Origin of the sequence: Sphingomonas sp., assembly GCF_019749955.1 — a bacterium.
GTDB lineage: Bacteria > Pseudomonadota > Alphaproteobacteria > Sphingomonadales > Sphingomonadaceae > Sphingomonas.
Genome location: NZ_JAIEPC010000014.1, coordinates 122,408 through 137,483 on the forward strand (window position 1 = coordinate 122,408; position 15,076 = coordinate 137,483).

At 67.7% G+C, this 15,076-nt stretch carries 15 protein-coding genes and 1 tRNA gene; 8 read left to right on the forward strand and 8 right to left on the reverse strand.

Translation table 11 applies throughout. The features are described 5' to 3' along the window. Window positions 1-105 precede the first annotated feature (105 nt). On the reverse strand, window positions 106-2,394 hold the full coding sequence (locus K2W81_RS04835) for a DNA translocase FtsK 4TM domain-containing protein (RefSeq protein ID WP_294101883.1): 2,289 nt from the start codon (window positions 2,392-2,394) through the stop codon (window positions 106-108). 110 nt (window positions 2,395-2,504) lie between these two features. On the opposite strand from K2W81_RS04835, the gene K2W81_RS04840 reads away from it, so the two are divergent. Beyond that, window positions 2,505-3,722, forward strand: a complete 1,218-nt coding sequence (locus K2W81_RS04840) for a UbiH/UbiF/VisC/COQ6 family ubiquinone biosynthesis hydroxylase (RefSeq protein ID WP_294101885.1) — start codon at window positions 2,505-2,507, stop codon at window positions 3,720-3,722. Here the strand turns inward: K2W81_RS04840 and K2W81_RS04845 are convergent. Genes K2W81_RS04845 through K2W81_RS04855 form a run of 3 tightly spaced genes read right to left on the reverse strand, consistent with a single transcriptional unit; the run spans window position 3,702 to window position 5,412 of the window. Next, the gene (locus K2W81_RS04845; RefSeq protein ID WP_294101886.1) at window positions 3,702-3,896 is read right to left on the reverse strand and encodes a Trm112 family protein; all 195 of its coding nucleotides are present in this window, start codon (window positions 3,894-3,896) and stop codon (window positions 3,702-3,704) included. The two genes, K2W81_RS04840 and K2W81_RS04845, sit on opposite strands and share 21 nt — an antisense overlap. After that, a complete protein-coding gene (locus K2W81_RS04850; protein ID WP_294101887.1) occupies window positions 3,893-4,519 on the reverse strand; it encodes an LON peptidase substrate-binding domain-containing protein in 627 nt (208 codons plus the stop codon). The genes K2W81_RS04845 and K2W81_RS04850 overlap by 4 nt, the downstream gene beginning before the upstream one ends. Next, window positions 4,516-5,412, reverse strand: a complete 897-nt coding sequence (locus K2W81_RS04855) for a tetratricopeptide repeat protein (protein ID WP_294101889.1) — start codon at window positions 5,410-5,412, stop codon at window positions 4,516-4,518. Before K2W81_RS04855 ends, K2W81_RS04850 begins: the two co-directional genes overlap by 4 nt. 191 nt (window positions 5,413-5,603) lie before the next feature. On the opposite strand from K2W81_RS04855, the gene K2W81_RS04860 reads away from it, so the two are divergent. Then, window positions 5,604-5,678, forward strand: a tRNA-Gly gene (locus K2W81_RS04860). 262 nt (window positions 5,679-5,940) lie between these two features. Here the strand turns inward: K2W81_RS04860 and K2W81_RS04865 are convergent. From K2W81_RS04865 to hemC, 3 genes are read right to left on the reverse strand one after another with little or no spacing between them, the layout of a single operon-like run. Continuing rightward, window positions 5,941-6,900 carry a hypothetical protein gene (locus tag K2W81_RS04865; RefSeq protein WP_294101891.1) on the reverse strand — a complete coding sequence of 320 codons (960 nt, stop codon included), beginning with the start codon at window positions 6,898-6,900 and terminating at the stop codon, window positions 5,941-5,943. Window positions 6,901-6,931: 31 nt separating this feature from the next. Beyond that, window positions 6,932-7,606 (reverse strand): uroporphyrinogen-III synthase, encoded by a 675-nt coding sequence (locus K2W81_RS04870; RefSeq protein ID WP_294101893.1) that lies wholly within the window; start codon window positions 7,604-7,606, stop codon window positions 6,932-6,934. Continuing rightward, the gene (hemC, locus tag K2W81_RS04875; protein WP_294101894.1) at window positions 7,603-8,514 is read right to left on the reverse strand and encodes a hydroxymethylbilane synthase; all 912 of its coding nucleotides are present in this window, start codon (window positions 8,512-8,514) and stop codon (window positions 7,603-7,605) included. The genes K2W81_RS04870 and hemC overlap by 4 nt, the downstream gene beginning before the upstream one ends. Window positions 8,515-8,553: 39 nt before the next feature. Between hemC and tsaD the strand changes: the two genes are divergently transcribed. Genes tsaD through K2W81_RS04890 form a run of 3 tightly spaced genes read left to right on the forward strand, consistent with a single transcriptional unit; the run spans window position 8,554 to window position 11,095 of the window. Then, window positions 8,554-9,588 carry a tRNA (adenosine(37)-N6)-threonylcarbamoyltransferase complex transferase subunit TsaD gene (tsaD, locus tag K2W81_RS04880; RefSeq protein ID WP_294101895.1) on the forward strand — a complete coding sequence of 345 codons (1,035 nt, stop codon included), beginning with the start codon at window positions 8,554-8,556 and terminating at the stop codon, window positions 9,586-9,588. Further along, a complete protein-coding gene (locus tag K2W81_RS04885) occupies window positions 9,585-10,559 on the forward strand; it encodes an NAD(P)H-dependent glycerol-3-phosphate dehydrogenase (protein ID WP_294101896.1) in 975 nt (324 codons plus the stop codon). Before tsaD ends, K2W81_RS04885 begins: the two co-directional genes overlap by 4 nt. Continuing rightward, window positions 10,559-11,095, forward strand: a complete 537-nt coding sequence (locus K2W81_RS04890; protein WP_294101897.1) for a DUF1697 domain-containing protein — start codon at window positions 10,559-10,561, stop codon at window positions 11,093-11,095. The genes K2W81_RS04885 and K2W81_RS04890 overlap by 1 nt, the downstream gene beginning before the upstream one ends. On the opposite strand, the gene K2W81_RS04895 is transcribed toward K2W81_RS04890, so the two are convergent. After that, window positions 11,092-11,259, reverse strand: coding sequence for a DUF1674 domain-containing protein (locus K2W81_RS04895; RefSeq protein WP_294101898.1), 168 nt, complete (start codon window positions 11,257-11,259; stop codon window positions 11,092-11,094). The genes K2W81_RS04890 and K2W81_RS04895 overlap by 4 nt on opposite strands. A 47-nt stretch (window positions 11,260-11,306) precedes the next feature. Here K2W81_RS04895 and K2W81_RS04900 point away from each other — a divergent pair, with 47 nt between their 5' ends. The 3 genes from K2W81_RS04900 to K2W81_RS04910 are packed head-to-tail and all read left to right on the forward strand — an operon-like array spanning window position 11,307 to window position 15,039. Beyond that, on the forward strand, window positions 11,307-12,590 hold the full coding sequence (locus tag K2W81_RS04900; protein ID WP_294101899.1) for an RsmB/NOP family class I SAM-dependent RNA methyltransferase: 1,284 nt from the start codon (window positions 11,307-11,309) through the stop codon (window positions 12,588-12,590). A gap of 44 nt (window positions 12,591-12,634) precedes the next feature. Beyond that, window positions 12,635-13,303 (forward strand): ribulose-phosphate 3-epimerase, encoded by a 669-nt coding sequence (gene rpe / locus K2W81_RS04905; RefSeq protein ID WP_294101900.1) that lies wholly within the window; start codon window positions 12,635-12,637, stop codon window positions 13,301-13,303. Next, a complete protein-coding gene (locus tag K2W81_RS04910; protein WP_294101901.1) occupies window positions 13,303-15,039 on the forward strand; it encodes a heparinase II/III family protein in 1,737 nt (578 codons plus the stop codon). Before rpe ends, K2W81_RS04910 begins: the two co-directional genes overlap by 1 nt. The last annotated feature ends 37 nt before the right edge of the window (window positions 15,040-15,076 follow it).

Sequence of the window (15,076 nt, forward strand, 5' to 3'; positions counted from 1 at the left end):
TCGTCAAACGGGTCAACAAACCGGATCTCCAGCGATATTCAGGCGTCCCCGCTAGATGGGGACGATTGAACCCGTCGTGAACCCGCTTGGGGTGCTGCGCGTAATTCAGAGGGGATTGCCGTCGCGATCGCGCAGCACTTCGCGACGGCCGACATGGTCGGGCTTGCTGACGATCCCTTCCTTCTCCATCCGCTCAATGAGGCGCGCGGCGCTGTTATAGCCGATGCGGAGCTGCCGCTGGAGCCAGGAAGTCGACGCCTTCTGGCTCTCGACCACAAGTTGGACGCCCGCGCGATAGAGCTGGTCTTCGGGGCTGTCCTCGCCTTCGGGGGCGCCGTCGAGCGCGAAACTTTGCTCGGGCTCTTCGGTCACCGACTGGATGTAATCGGGGCGTCCTTGCCCACGCCAGTGATCGGCGACCGCGCGCACTTCATCATCGCTCACAAACGGCCCGTGGACGCGGACAATGCCCTTGCCGCCGGGCATATAGAGCATGTCGCCCTTGCCGAGCAGCTGTTCGGCGCCCTGTTCGCCGAGGATTGTGCGCGAATCGATCTTCGAGGTGACGTGGAAGCTGATTCGCGTCGGCAAATTGGCCTTGATCACCCCGGTGATGACGTCGACCGAGGGACGCTGCGTTGCCATGATCAGGTGAATGCCCGCCGCGCGCGCCTTTTGCGCGAGCCGCTGGATCAGGAATTCGACTTCCTTGCCCGCCGTCATCATCAGATCGGCGAGCTCGTCAACGATCACAACGATCTGCGGCAGCACCTGATAGTCGAGCGTTTCTTCCTCATAAATCGGCTGGCCGGTGTCGGTGTAGCCGCACTGCACCTTGCGGCCGAGCGACTGGCCCTTGGCTTTCGCCGCGCGCACCTTGTCGTTGAAGCTCGCCAGACTGCGCACGCCGACCGACGACATCTGGCGATAGCGGTCCTCCATCTGCTCGACTGCCCATTTGAGCGCGCGCACCGCCTTGGCCGGATCGGTGACCACGGGCGAGAGCAGATGCGGGATATCGTCGTACATGCTCAGTTCGAGCATCTTGGGGTCGATCATGATCATCCGGCACTGGTCGGGCCGCAGCCGATAGAGCAGCGACAGGATCATGCAGTTGAGCCCGACCGACTTGCCCGACCCGGTGGTGCCCGCGACGAGCAGATGCGGCATCGGCGCGAGATCGGCGATCACCGCGTCCCCCGCGATATTCTTGCCGAGGATGATTGGCAGCGACCCCGGCTGATCGTCGAGCGATTCGATCAACTCACGCAAACTCACCATCTCGCGGCGCGTATTGGGCAATTCGATGCCGATCACGGTGCGCCCGGGGATCGTCGCGACGCGCGCGGACACGGCCGACATGTTGCGCGCGATATCGTCGGCGAGCTGGATCACCCGGCTCGCCTTGATGCCGCTGGCCGGTTCGAGTTCGTACATCGTCACCACCGGGCCGGGGCGGACGTTTACGATAGCGCCCTTAACATGGAAGTCATCGAGCACCGATTCGAGCAGCCGCGCATTGCGTTCGAGCGACGCCTTGTCGATCGCGGTGCCCGGCGTCGGTGGCGCGGGTTTGAGCAGATCAACCGGGGGCAGGCTGCTCGAATCGCCGAGGTCGAACGATGCCTGACGCGGCGGCTTGGGGGCGGCGGCGGCAATTTTGGGCGCACGATCAGCGATCACCGGTGCGGGGCGCGGATCGACCGAGGCGACGGCGCGCGGCGCAGGCTTGGGCCGCGCGGGTTCGGCGATTTCTTCTTCCGCTGCCGGGAATTCGGCTGCGCGCGCTGCTCGGCGTGGCAGCTTGAATTGCCAATTTGCACCGCCCGGATCGATTTCAAAGCCCAGCGCATAGACAATGATGCCGCCCAGCGCCGCGAGCCCCGCAACCCCGCGCGTCGTCCACAAAATCGCGGTCGGATCGCCGATCGCGTCGATGCCCCAGCGCAGCAGCCCTCCAATCGCAAGGCCCGCCGCGCCGCCATAGCCCGCCGGCAGCGTGCTCACCGCACCCGCGCCGATCAGCATGAACGCGATATCGATCAGAACAATCCCGATCAGCACCTTCAACGTCATCCGCCGCCACGCACCAACCGGGACATCGCGCCACAGCCGCGTCGCGAACAGCGTGACAAACGGCACCAGCAGCGCGGCGGGCCAACCAAGCAGCGCCAGCACGGCGTCTGCCACGATGGCGCCGGGGATGCCGAGCAGATTGGCCGCCGGCCCGCCCGACGCGGTCGACAGCGATGGATCACCGGGGCGATAGCTTGCCAATGCCAGCGCCAAACCCAAGGCTATCAGCCCGATCAACATCGCGCCGATTAAAGCGCTGCTCCGCCTTGCGCCGTGTCGGACGGTTTCACGCCAAAGCGGCGGGTGCGCGCTCGCCATTTTCGTTCCCCAAAAATGCACTGGATGTTCCGGGGCAGGACAATCGCGCGTGGCGAGTCCCGCGTCAAGCAGGCGTTGGCAGAACTCGCGGTCCAGCCTAAAGCAGGCGCATGGAAAAAGCGGATGTCCTTATTCTTGGTGGCGGCCTTGTTGGCTGCACGCTGGCGCTGGCGCTCGACGCGCATGGCCTGACGAGCATTGTCGTCGACCCGGCTGATCCGGTCGTCACGCTGGCGCCCGGTTTCGACGGACGCGCCTCGGCGATTGCCAGCGCGAGCGGGCGGATGCTCGCCGCGATTGGCCTCAGCGATCGGCTCGAAGGACTGGGCTGCCCGATCGCCTCGATCCGGGTCAGCGATGGACTTGAGCCTGGTGCGCTCGATTTCGAACCCGACGCCGATGATGGCGCCCTTGGTGTGATGTATGAAAACCGCGCGCTGCGGATCGTGCTCAATGACGCCGCTGTTGCCGCATCGGGCATCGATCTGCGCATGAAGACGCGCGCGACCTCAGTTGACCGGGGCGCGGCAGGCGTTACCGCGACGCTTAGCGATGGCACGACAGTGCGCGCGCCGCTGCTGGTGGCTGCCGAAGGCCGCAATTCACCGACGCGCGAGGCAGCGGGAATCAAGATCGCGCGCTGGTCGTATAATCACAATGCGATCATCACTGCGTTCGACCACGAATATCCGCACGACAATTGCGCGTTCGAGATTTTCTACCCCGCCGGGCCGTTCGCGATTCTGCCGCTCAGCGATGAAGGCGCGCGCCACCGGTCGGCGCTGGTGTGGACGGTCAGCGCGCGCGACGCGGCGGGCATGCTCAAAATGTCCGACCGCGCGTTCCTCGCCGAAGCCGCCAAAGGCATGGGCGGGTTCCTCGGCAGCTTGAGCAATCTCGCACCGCGCTCGACCTATCCGCTGGGCTTCCACCACGCCGCCAAGGTCACCGCCGAGCGTCTCGCGCTGGTCGGTGACGCTGGCCACGGGATTCATCCGATCGCAGGGCAGGGCCTCAACCTTGGCTTGCGCGATGTCGCGACGCTCACCGAAGTGCTGGTCGACGGCAAGCGCCTCGGGCTCGATCTCGGCGATCCGGCGCTGCTGACGCGCTACGAACGCTGGCGCGGGTTCGACACTTTGTCGGTGGCGGTCGCGACCGACACGCTCAACCGGATCTTCTCGGTCCCCGGCAAGACCGCAAGCGCGGTGCGCCGCTTCGGGCTGAGCGCGGTGCAAGCGATCCCACCGCTGAAGGCCCGTTTCATGGCCGAAGCGCGCGGCGAAAGCGGCGATTTGCCGAAGCTGCTACAGGGCTTTCCCGCCTAGGGGCCGCGCCGCCTCCACCAGCATCACCGGCACGCCGTCGCGAATCGGATAGGCGAGGCCTGCCGCGTCGCTGATCAGTTCCTGCGCTGCCTGATCATGGCGTAGCGGCGTGCGCGTCAGCGGGCAGACCAGACGCTCGAGCAGCCAGGGGTCGAGAGACCCGGCCACGCTCACTGAAGCGTCACCGAATCCTCGCCATCGTGGCGGCCGAAAAACTGCATGAGCTGGACGAGCATTTCGGCGCGGTCCTCAAGAGTCGGGGATTCGAGCAATGCTTGCTTCGCCGCGACATCAAACGGCGCGATTTGTGCCACGCCATTGACCAAGGACTCATCGTCGAGCCGCGCGACCGAGTCCCAATCGACGGCATAGCCCTGGCTATCGGCAAAGCGCCGCGATTCGGATTCGAGCGAAGACCGGCTCGCGCCCGACAAAATCTCGGGCTCGGCGCTAACCGGCAGCAATTCGGCTTCGACCTGACGAAAGGCCGTCGTCACATTGAGTTCGCGCACGATCCGGAACAGCGACAATCCCTCAAGCACGACATTGTAGCGACCGTCGTCGAGCGCTTCGAACTGCGCGATCTTTCCCACGCAGCCGATCTTGAACAAGGTCGGGTGTGCGCCGTCGCCGCGCGGCTGGATCATGCCGATCCGCCGGTCGCGCGCGAGCGCATCGCTGATCATCGCACGGTAACGCGGCTCGAACAGGTGCAGCGGCAAATGCATGCGCGGGAACAGCAGCGCACCCGCCAGCGGAAACACCGACAGCCGCGTCGTGGTGCGCGCCTCGCTCATCCGAACAAAATCGCCGATAGCTTGCGCCGCTGCGCCGACACCCAGGGGTCTTCGAGCCCGACGACTTCGAACAGCTTGAGCAATTGCGCCTTGGCCGCGCCCTCGTTCCACGCGCGATCATCGGCGATCATCGCAAGCAGCGTCGCGGCGGCCGTATCGCGGTCACCCGCTGCCATCTGGCCACCCGCCAGCGCAAAGCGCTTTTCGTGATCATCGGGGTTCGCCGCGACTTCGGCGGCGAGCCCCGCCAGATCATCCACGGGCTTCGCGTCTTTTGCCAGCGCCAGCGCGGCGCGGGCGCGGTCGATCTCGGGCAGTTTTCCCATATCTTCGGGCAGCGCGTCCAGATGCTCCTGCGCCGCGTCGAGTTCGCCTGCGGCGACCAGCGTGCGAACCAACCCCGAATGCACGGCGGCATGCTCGGGCGCCATTTCCAGAAGCTGGGTGAAAATGCCCAGCGCCCGCGGCGCATCGCCATCGGCAAGCACTTGTTCGGCCATCGCAATCAGCGGTTCGATCTCGGCCTCGGCCTCGGTCTCCGGGCTGTCGATCGGCAATTGGCGAAGAATCTGGTCGAGCATCGTCTTCAGCGCCGATTCGGTGCGCGCGGGCGTCAGATCAGCGACGAGCTGGCCCTGGAACATCGCATAGACCGTCGGGATCGTGCGGATCTGGAATTGCGCGGCGATGAACTGGTTCTTGTCGGTGTCGATCTTCGCCAGCACCACGCCTTTGTCGGCATAGGCGGCGGCAACCTTTTCGAGCAGCGGCGTCAGCGCCTTGCACGGCCCGCACCATTCGGCCCAGAAATCAATGATGACGAGCTTGGTCATCGACGGTTCGACGACATCGCGACGGAAGGCGGCGACCGCGTCGCGTTCAGCGGTGCTCATGCCCAGACTAGCCAATTTTTCGCTCCCAAGGCCGTTGCGGCGGATCGTGTGACACGCCCTTATGTGGGCGCTTGGGGGCCGAAGCCAAGGCTTTTTGCAATTCGATCGACAGGGCTTGTCGGCACCAGAAACGGGTGCTAACAGCCGCCCCCTTACCCGAGCCCTGCACGCGCAGGGCATCAGGCGCCAGAGCGGGCGTAGCTCAGGGGTAGAGCACGACCTTGCCAAGGTCGGGGTCGAGGGTTCGAATCCCTTCGCCCGCTCCAGCCGCCAGCCGAGATTTAGCGCAGCTAAATTGAGCGAAGCTGGCGGCCGGGCCGGCGCCGCGCAAGCGGCGTCCGACGGCGCGGCTTAGCCGCGACGCCTATCCGGCGATTGACGAAACCCCGCTCGCTGAAGTGGGATTCATCCGGGTTTACTCACTAGCGATCCGTGCGTTTCGAGCGCAGTCGAGAAGCTCTTGCGTCCCGCGCGTGGCCTGTTTCTCGACTTCGCTCGAAACGAACGGGTCAAGGTCGTCATCAACGTCTACCGCGTCGGCGCTGCAGGCGTTGCGGTGGGCGTCGGCGTTGGGACAGCAACTTGTGCGGTCGGCGCCAATTGAGCGGGCGCAGCCGCCGTCGTGGCCGACGCAGGGGCGACCGAACCCGCAGTCTGCCCCTGCAGCGCCACGGCCTCAAGCGTGTCGAGCGCGCGGCGCGCCTCAATGTAGCGGCGCGCTGCACTGGTCCAGGCAGCGGCGCTGGCTGCGCCGGGCAATCGCGAGACTTCGAGCAGGGCGGCTTCGACCTGTGCCGCGTCGAGGCTCTGGCGCGCGCGCGCGAGCCGGTCGGCGGGGCGCGGCGACGGCGTCGTGTCGCGGTGGAGCACGATCAGCCCTGCAAGTTCGCGTTGCAGCCCCGCCCACCAGCCATCCTTGGTGGTGCCGGTCGCGAGATCGGGGGCAATCGAATCGAGCCCCAGCCGCAGGTCGGCAATCGTCACCGGCGTCTGGCTCGCCGCAACCAAAGTTGCGACTTCGCGCGGCTGGCTGGTGCCGAAGCGCGCGCGCAGCAACCCCTCGACATAGCCAAGCGCCAGCCCGCGATCGAGTGCGCGGCGCGCCGCGAAGACGGTCAGCATTGCCTCGGCCCGTCCGGCATTGGCGGCGGCCCCGCGCGAATCGCGGTCGATGCTGACGGTCCGCGCTTCGAGCGCCGCCAGTTGCGCCGACAGCACGGCCATCCGCATCGCAACGATGCGGTCGTCGGCGGTGGGCGCACCGGGGCCGACTTCAGGGGGCGGCATGAATGCGGCGCTTGGTTCGGGCGCTGTCGGTGCCGCGGTCGTCACGGCGACCGGCATCGCATTGGGCAGCCACTGGCGATATTGGCGCAGGAACAGCGCGGTGGCGGCGATACCCATGGCGAACGCAATGAGCACGATCAGCAGAATCGTACGCACGCCGGTACGGGGCCGGGCAGGCGCAAACGGCGGGTCGTCGGTCATGGCCTTCTTATCAGCGCGCGCGTGCGGCGGGTCAATCGCCTGTGGCAAGCGCTGCTGCGATCAGCGCGGCGTCGTTGGGATGCGCGGCAATCACGACCTGGCCCCAACCCGGCCCCGCGGCATGAGCGACCAGCGGGCTGATCGCCGCCAGCGCCATCGTCGTACGGTCGATGCCATAGTGGTCGATCAGCTGGGCCAGCCGATCAGCGGCGCGGGCTGAATGGAGCAGCGCGGTGGCTCCCTCAATCGCGTGCACCGATCCGCGCGCCAAGTCGATCACTTCGCTGGCATAGACGGCGATCGACGCCGCAATGATGCCGCTGGCGACGACACCAGTCTCGCGCCCGCCCAGATGGAGCGCGCGCGTGACGCCATCGGTTGCTGCCGCCGCGATCAGGGCGTCGGCATCTTCGCTCCCAATGGCGGCGATGGCGAAACCCGCCGCCTCGGCAGCACGCGCGGTTGCGGCGCCGACCGCGTAAACCGGCAGACCGATATAGCGCTTCAACGCTTGCCCGCCCGCCCGCACCGCATTGGCGCTCGTCAGGATAAGTGCGTCAAAGCTTGCGGGGTCGGGCGGCGTCCAGTTCAGCGGGACGATTTCGAACAACGGGAGCGCGAGGGCGTGAGCTCCGGCCGTCCGAACCCGCGCGCAGGTCGCGCTATTGCCCGGCTCGGGGCGCAGCACGGCAATCGGGCGGCTCACCCGCCGAAAAGCGCGCGCACCTCGGCTGGCGCGCGCGCGAGCAGATCAACGGCAAGCGTCGCGGGAAAGTCGCTATCGCCTGTGGCGCCGGTCGCTTCTCCCACCACATGCGCTGCGCCGTCCGCCGCGAACAGCTCGCCGCGCAGGTGAATCGCGTCTCCCTCAATCCTCGCCAGTGCCGCCATCGGCGAATGGCAATCAGCGTTGAGCGCGGCGAGCAAAGCGCGTTCGGCCAGGACACAGGTCATGGTCGCCGCATCGCCGATCGCCGCGATTCGCTGCGCGGCGTGGCTCCCGGCGCGCGCCTCGATGCCGACGGCGCCTTGCGCCGGGGCCGGCAGCATGACGTCGATGTCGATTGCCGCGCCAACATCGCCCCGCCCCAGCCGATCAAGTCCGGCCGCCGCCAGCAAGGTCGCGTCAATCTCGCCCGAGGCGACCTTCGCCAGCCGCGTGTCGACATTGCCCCGCAGCAGCACGATTTGAAGATCGGGCCGCAACCGCTTCAATTGCGCCGATCGCCGGGGCGAACTGGTCCCGACCGCCGCACCTTCGCGCAATCCCGCAATCGACTCCGCCCCGATCAGTCGATCGCGGACATCGGCACGCGGCAGCATCGCGGTAATCGCGATTTCGGTAGGGCGGATTGTCTCGACATCCTTCATCGAATGCACCGCGCAGTCGATTTCGCCCGCCAACAGCGCGCGGTCGAGTTCCTTGGTCCACAGCGCCTTGCCGCCAATTTCGGCAAGCGCGCGGTCCTGGACGATGTCGCCGGTGGTTTTGATGACGACGATCTCGATATCGTCCTCGGCCCAGCTATGGGTGGTGGAAAGCGCGGCGCGGACCATCCGCGCCTGGGTGAGAGCGAGCGGCGAGCCGCGCGTGCCAAGGCGAAAGCGTGTCATCGGCCTTGTGCTACCGCGCCTTCCGGCTAGAGGGAAGCCATGGCCCTGATCCTCGGCCTTGAATCGAGCTGCGACGAAACGGCGGCCGCGCTCGTCACCTCCGAGCGCGTCGTGCGCGCGCATAAACTCGCCGGACAGGAAGCCGCACACCGGCCCTATGGCGGCGTCGTGCCCGAAATTGCCGCGCGCGCGCATGTCGAAATCCTGATGCCGCTGGTCGAAGCAGCACTTGCCGAAGCGGGGGTGACGCTCCGCGATGTCGATGCCGTCGCCGCGACGGCGGGGCCAGGGCTGATCGGTGGCGTGATGGTCGGGCTCGTCACCGGCAAGGCGCTCGCGCACGCAGCGGGCAAGCCGCTCGTGGCGGTCAATCATCTGGAGGGGCATGCGCTGTCGCCCCGGCTGTCCGATCCCGAGCTCGCCTTTCCCTATCTGCTGCTGCTGGTGTCGGGCGGGCATTGCCAATTGCTGTTCGTCGAAGGGGTTGGCCGCTACCGGCGGCTCGCGACGACGATCGACGATGCGGCGGGTGAAGCGTTCGACAAGACCGCCAAGCTGCTGCACCTTGGTTTTCCCGGTGGTCCGGCGGTCGAGCGCGCGGCACTTACGGGTGACGCCATGGCGGTGCCACTCCCGCGTCCGCTCAAGGGCTCGTCCGAGCCGCATTTCTCCTTCGCGGGGCTGAAAAGCGCCGTCGCGCGCGCGGCGGACAGCAGACAGTACCGCGTCGAGGATATCGCTGCGTCATTCCAGGCCGCTGTGGTCGATTGCCTGATCGATCGGACCAGCCTTGCGACTGGTCGCGCTGCGGGCGCGACGGCGCTGGTCGTCGCAGGGGGAGTCGCTGCCAATCAAGCCGTGCGTGGCGCGCTCACGGGGCTGGCCACCGCCAACGGCTTGCGCTTCGTCGCGCCGCCGCTGTGGCTGTGTACCGACAATGCCGCGATGATCGGCTGGGCGGGGGCGGAGCGCTTCGCGGCGGGCCTCACCGATCCACTCGATACCGCAGCAAGGCCCCGCTGGCCGCTCGACCCCGATGCCGAAGCCGTGCGCGGCGCGGGGGTGAAGGCATGAGGATCGGCGTCATCGGCGGCGGCGCCTGGGGGACGGCGCTGGCGCAGGTCGCGGCGCGGGCGGGTCCGGTGACGTTGTGGGCGCGCGAGGATGACGTCGTGGCGGCGATCAATCGCGATCATGCCAATCCGCTGTTTCTGCCGGGTATCGCCTTGTCGCCCGCGATCCGCGCTACCAGTAACCTACGCGATCTGGCGGGCAGCGAAGCATTGCTGATCGTCGCGCCCGCGCAGCATGTCCGCGCCGTGCTGGCCGAAGCCGCGACCGGCACGACGCCGCTGATCCTGTGCGCCAAGGGGATTGAGGCCGGGAGCAAGCTGCTTGTCGGCGAAGTCGCCGCGCAGGTCGCGCCCGGAGCGCCGATCGCGGTCCTTTCGGGACCGAGCTTTGCCGCCGAAGTCGCGCGCGGCCTGCCTACCGCGCTGACGCTCGCCTGCACAGACGAGGCGCTGGGCCGGGCGCTCGCTGACCGGCTGTCGGGACCCGGCTTTCGCCTCTACCGCTCGACCGATGTGGTCGGCGCCGAGATCGGCGGCGCGGTGAAGAATGTCCTCGCGATAGCCTGCGGTGTCGTCGAAGGAGCTGGCCTCGGCCAAAACGCCCGCGCCGCGCTGATTGCGCGCGGCTTTGCCGAAATGACGCGCTTCGGCCTCGCGCGCGGTGGCCGGGCGGAAACGCTGACGGGCCTTTCCGGGCTTGGCGATCTGGTGCTCACCTGTTCCTCGACCAGCTCGCGCAATTTCTCGCTCGGCGTGGGGCTGGGTCAGGGGCAGTCGGCGCAAGCGCTACTCGCGGGCAAGCGCAGCGTTGCGGAAGGCGCGTTCACCGCGCCCGTGCTCCAGGCGGCAACGCGCGACGCGGGCGTCGAAATGCCCGTCGTCGATGCGGTATGCGCACTACTGGGCGGCGCGCCGGTAAGTGACGTCATTGAGGCGCTGCTGGCCCGCCCGTTGCGCGAAGAACATCGCTGATGCGCTGGGCCGCACTGCTGAAAGGCGTCAACGTCGGCGGCAATCGCAAATTGCCGATGGCCGATTTGCGCGCGGCGGTTGAGGCGCTCGGTTGGCGCGATGTGCGCACCTTGCTGGCCTCGGGCAATCTCGTCTTCGATTGCGACGAAGGCGATGAAGCCGCCGTCGTTGCTCAGGTCGAGGCGGCGCTTGCCGCGATTGGCCTCAAAACCGATGTCATGGTGCGCGATGGTACCGCGATGGCCGCGATCATCGCCGCCAATCCCTTCCCCGATGCGGCAGAGGCCCGTCCCCAGCATCTGCTGGTGCATTTCCACCGCGATGCGTTTCCCGCCACGCTGCTCGGTCGCGTGCCCACGATCTACGACGGGCCCGAACGCCTCCACGCCGTGGGGCGCGAGCTGTTCGTCGACTATCCCGCCAATATCGGCGATTCACGGCTGCATCTGGCGACGGCGAAGCTCGGCTTTCCGAAGTGCGTCACCGCGCGCAACTGGAACACGGTGCTCAAGCTCGCGGCGATGCTCGCGACCTAAAAATCGATCGCGATGCCCTTGAGTTCCCAGTCGCCGTAGCGCACCGGGTTCAGGCCGAGCGGATCGTCCTTGCCCTTGTCGTCCGCAACCGGCGCCGGTGCGGGCAGCGGCGGGTTGGGCGACAGATGCGCGGGCGGCTTCACATGATCGGGGCGCTGGCCCATGGTCTGGCTCCTTTGACAACCGGAGACATCGGATTTCGAACGACGACGTGCAAGAGGGGCCGAAGGACGGGCTGGGGGCCGGGGTCGCCACACGGCTGGCAGCGCTGAAGCTGCTCGATGCGGTGCTGCGGCGCGGCCAGCCGCTCGAGGCGGGGCTGCCGGGGGCAACGCGCGGCATCCCGCGCGCCGATGACCGTGCGCTGGTGCACGCGATCACCGCCGAAGTGCTGCGGCGGCTCGGCGATCTCGACGCGCTGATCGATTCGGCGACGCAGCGGCCGCTGCCCGATGACGCCAAGGCGCGGATGGCGCTGCGGATCGCGCTGGCGCAGGCGCTGGCGCTCGGCACCCCGGGGCATGCTGCGATCTCGACCGTGCTGCCGCTCGTCGATGGAGGCCCGCGCAAACTGGTCCACGGTGTGTTCGGCACCTTGATGCGTAAAGGCGTGACGCTCCCCGCGCTGCCGTCGCTACCGCCCGCCACCGCCGAGCGCTGGCACCAGGCGTGGGGCGACGACATGCTCGTCCAGGCTGCGCGCGCGCTCGCCAAGCCGCCCGCGCTCGATCTGACACTTGCCGATCCGACCGAGACCGAAGCAATGGCGGCGTCGCTGGGCGGCGTCAGCCTGATGCCCGGCCATCTCCGCCTCGCCGAACGCGGCGCAGTGCCCGATATCGAAGGCTATGGCGAGGGCCGCTGGTGGGTGCAGGACCTTGCTGCCTCCCTCCCCGCGCGGCTGATCGGGCGCGGTGAGGGGCACGTCATCGACCTGTGCGCGGCGCCGGGCGGCAAGACACTTCAGCTTGCCGCCGCCGGGTGGCAGGTGACCGCGATCGACATTGCCAAGAGTCGCGTCGCGCGACTTCGTGACAATCTCGCGCGCACCGGGCTCAAGGCTGACGTCGTGACGGCGGACGCGTTCGACTGGAAGCCGACAGCCCCCGCTGACGCGCTGCTGCTCGATGCGCCGTGCAGCGCAACCGGGATTTTCCGGCGCCATCCCGATGTTCTCCACCGGGTGCGCGCGCCGCTGATCGCCGAAATGGCTGAACTTCAGGCGAGGCTCCTCGCCCGCGCTGCCGATTGGGTGCGACCGGGCGGCTATCTGGTCTATGCGACCTGCTCGCTCGAACCCGAAGAAGGCGAAGAGCAAATCGGCCGATTCCTCGCTGATCGGCTCGATTATGCGATTGATCGCGTGCTGCCGGACGAGCTGCCGCACGGGCTGGTGGCAGCACAACAGGGCTGGCTGCGCACGCTCCCCGGCACGCTCGCCGATGTCGGCGGTTGTGACGGCTTTTTCATCGCACGAATGATGCGGATCGCCTGACCAACACGCTTGCGGGCGGAGTCGGGCGTGCTACAGAATCGGTCATGCCGCAGTCTGTTCATCCCGTCCGCATCGCCCCGTCGATCCTGTCCGCCGATTTCGCGCGGCTCGGCGAAGAGGTGCGCGCGATCGATGCAGCGGGTGCCGACTGGATCCATGTCGATGTCATGGACGGCCATTTCGTCCCCAACATCACGATCGGCCCTGCGGTCATCAAGGCACTGCGGCCGCACACGGCGAAACCGTTCGACGTCCATCTGATGATCTCGCCAGTCGATGCGTTCTTGGACGCCTTCGCCGAAGCCGGGGCCGATACGATCACCGTCCATCCCGAAGCCGGGCCGCACCTTCACCGCACGCTCCAGCGGATCAAGGCGCTCGGCAAGCGCGCCGGTGTGGTGCTCAATCCGGCGACACCGGCCAAAATGCTCGACTATGTGCTTGAGGAAGTCGATCTGGTGCTGGTGATGAGCGTCAATCCCGGCTTCGGCGGGCAGAGCTTCATCAGCTCGCAGCTCAAGAAAATCGCCGCGATTCGCAATATGATCGACAAGCTCGGCAAGGCCATCGACCTTGAAGTCGATGGCGGCGTCGATCCGGCGACGGCCAAGGCCTGTATCGAGGCGGGCGCCGATGCGCTCGTCGCCGGGACCGCCGTGTTTCGCGGTGGGCCTGACCATTATGCCGCCAATATCGCTGCCCTGAGGGGATAGTGGCCGATCACGACCCCCGCGACACGCTCGCCGACAGTATCGAGCAGGGCCGACGGTTGATCCGATTGGGCGGCGACAAAGGGCTGTCGCTCGCCGAAAGGCTCGCCGAGCGGCTCCACCGGCTCGCGTGGCGCACGCCGATCCACGGCATGCGCCTCAACGGCAAGCATCCGCTCAAGCTGATCGCGGTGCCCGACGATCCGATCTTCGGTGATGTGTCACGCGGTGCCACGCTGCTCGAAGGATGGGTCGATCTGCGCGGCGAGTTGCTGCCGCTCGCCGGAATCGATTTCGCGCGACTCACTGTGTCGCCCGCGATGGCCGATTATCTGCACAGCTTCACCTGGCTGCGCGACTTGTCGAGCGTCGCGACGCGCGCACGCGGCGCGCCGATTGCCGAAGCATTGATGCGCGCCTGGCTTGCCCAGCATGCGGAGACGGTGTCCACGCCGGCGTGGCGCGCCGATCTGCTCGGGCGGCGGATCATGTTCTGGTCGGCGCACGCGCCGCTGATCCTGTCGAGTGCCGACCTTGTCTACCGGTCAGCCGTGCTCAACGCGATGGCGCGGGGCGCGCGGCATCTCGACCGCGCGGTCGAGAAACTGCCACCCGGCACGGGACGCGTCGCGGGCTGGTGCGGCGTGACGATGGCGGGGTTGATGATCGCGGGTGGCGAGCCGCGCCAGAAAGGCGGCGAAGCTGGGCTCCAGCGCGCGCTCGCGGCGTCGGTCTTTGCCGATGGCGGCAGCGTCCAGCGCTCAGGGATCGCCCAGCTCGACCTGATCGCGCTGCTCACGACCTTGCGCGAAGGCTATGCCGCGCGGCGGCTCGACCCGCCCGCTTTTGTTGCCGAGACGCTGGCCAAGCTGGTGCCCGCGCTGCTCGGGCTGATGCACGGCGACCGCACGCTGTCGAGCTGGCAGGGCGGCGGGCCGCTGACCACTGACATCATCGCGGCGGTGATCGATGCGTCGGGCGTGCGCACGCGCCCGCTGCGGCAGGCACGCGAATGGGGTTATCAGCGGATGAGCGCGGGCGCGAGCGTGCTGATCATGGATGCGGCGCCGCCGCCGGTCGCGCGGCTGATCGAGGGCGGCTGTGGCTCAACGTTGGCGTTCGAATTTTCGGACGGGCCGCAACGGCTGATCGTCAATTGCGGCGGCGCGCGGGCGGTGGTGGCGAAGCTCCCCGCCAAGCTCGCCGAAGGGCTGCGCACGACAGCGGCGCATTCGACGCTGATCGTCGGCGACAGCAATTCGACCGCGATCCACGCCGATGGCACACTCGGCAAGGGCGTGAGCGAAGTCGAGCTCAGCCGCCAGGAAAGTGAAACATCGAGCCGGATCGAGGCGAGCCACGACGGTTATGCCCGGCGCTTCGGCTTTCTCCACCGCCGCCAGCTCGTCTTGACCAGCGACGGGCGCGACCTGCGCGGCGACGATATGCTGCTCCCCGCCGGACGCAAATCACGGCGTGCAGCCACCCCATTCGTCGTGCGATTCCACCTTGGGCTAGGCGTCGAGGCGACGCCGACCAGCGACGGGATGGCCGCATTGCTGCGCGTCCCCGGCGGGGCGCTGTGGCAATTCCGCTGCCGTGGCGGCACGCTCGCGATCGACGACAGCCTGTGGGTCGATGGCGCCGGGGTACCCCAACCCACCAAACAGCTCGTGATCGTTGGTGAGGCACCCGCCGGCGGGGCCAGCGTCAGCTGGGTCTTGAAGCGCGCGCGGTGACAGGCCACAGCGGCGCCACCGCTGTCCCCGGAGCCCT

What these genes read in the sequence shown, in the direction of transcription:
- K2W81_RS04835 (WP_294101883.1), bottom strand. Translation starts at nt 2,394, where the DNA reads ATGGCGAGCGCGCACCCGCCGCTTTGGCGTGAAACCGTCCGACACGGC.
- K2W81_RS04855 (WP_294101889.1), bottom strand. Translation starts at nt 5,412, where the DNA reads ATGAGCACCGCTGAACGCGACGCGGTCGCCGCCTTCCGTCGCGATGTC.
- K2W81_RS04850 (WP_294101887.1), bottom strand. Translation starts at nt 4,519, where the DNA reads ATGAGCGAGGCGCGCACCACGACGCGGCTGTCGGTGTTTCCGCTGGCG.
- tsaD (WP_294101895.1), top strand. Translation starts at nt 8,554, where the DNA reads ATGGCCCTGATCCTCGGCCTTGAATCGAGCTGCGACGAAACGGCGGCC.
- K2W81_RS04840 (WP_294101885.1), top strand. Translation starts at nt 2,505, where the DNA reads ATGGAAAAAGCGGATGTCCTTATTCTTGGTGGCGGCCTTGTTGGCTGC.
- K2W81_RS04865 (WP_294101891.1), bottom strand. Translation starts at nt 6,900, where the DNA reads ATGACCGACGACCCGCCGTTTGCGCCTGCCCGGCCCCGTACCGGCGTG.
- rpe (WP_294101900.1), top strand. Translation starts at nt 12,635, where the DNA reads ATGCCGCAGTCTGTTCATCCCGTCCGCATCGCCCCGTCGATCCTGTCC.
- hemC (WP_294101894.1), bottom strand. Translation starts at nt 8,514, where the DNA reads ATGACACGCTTTCGCCTTGGCACGCGCGGCTCGCCGCTCGCTCTCACC.
- K2W81_RS04890 (WP_294101897.1), top strand. Translation starts at nt 10,559, where the DNA reads ATGCGCTGGGCCGCACTGCTGAAAGGCGTCAACGTCGGCGGCAATCGC.
- K2W81_RS04885 (WP_294101896.1), top strand. Translation starts at nt 9,585, where the DNA reads ATGAGGATCGGCGTCATCGGCGGCGGCGCCTGGGGGACGGCGCTGGCG.
- K2W81_RS04895 (WP_294101898.1), bottom strand. Translation starts at nt 11,259, where the DNA reads ATGGGCCAGCGCCCCGATCATGTGAAGCCGCCCGCGCATCTGTCGCCC.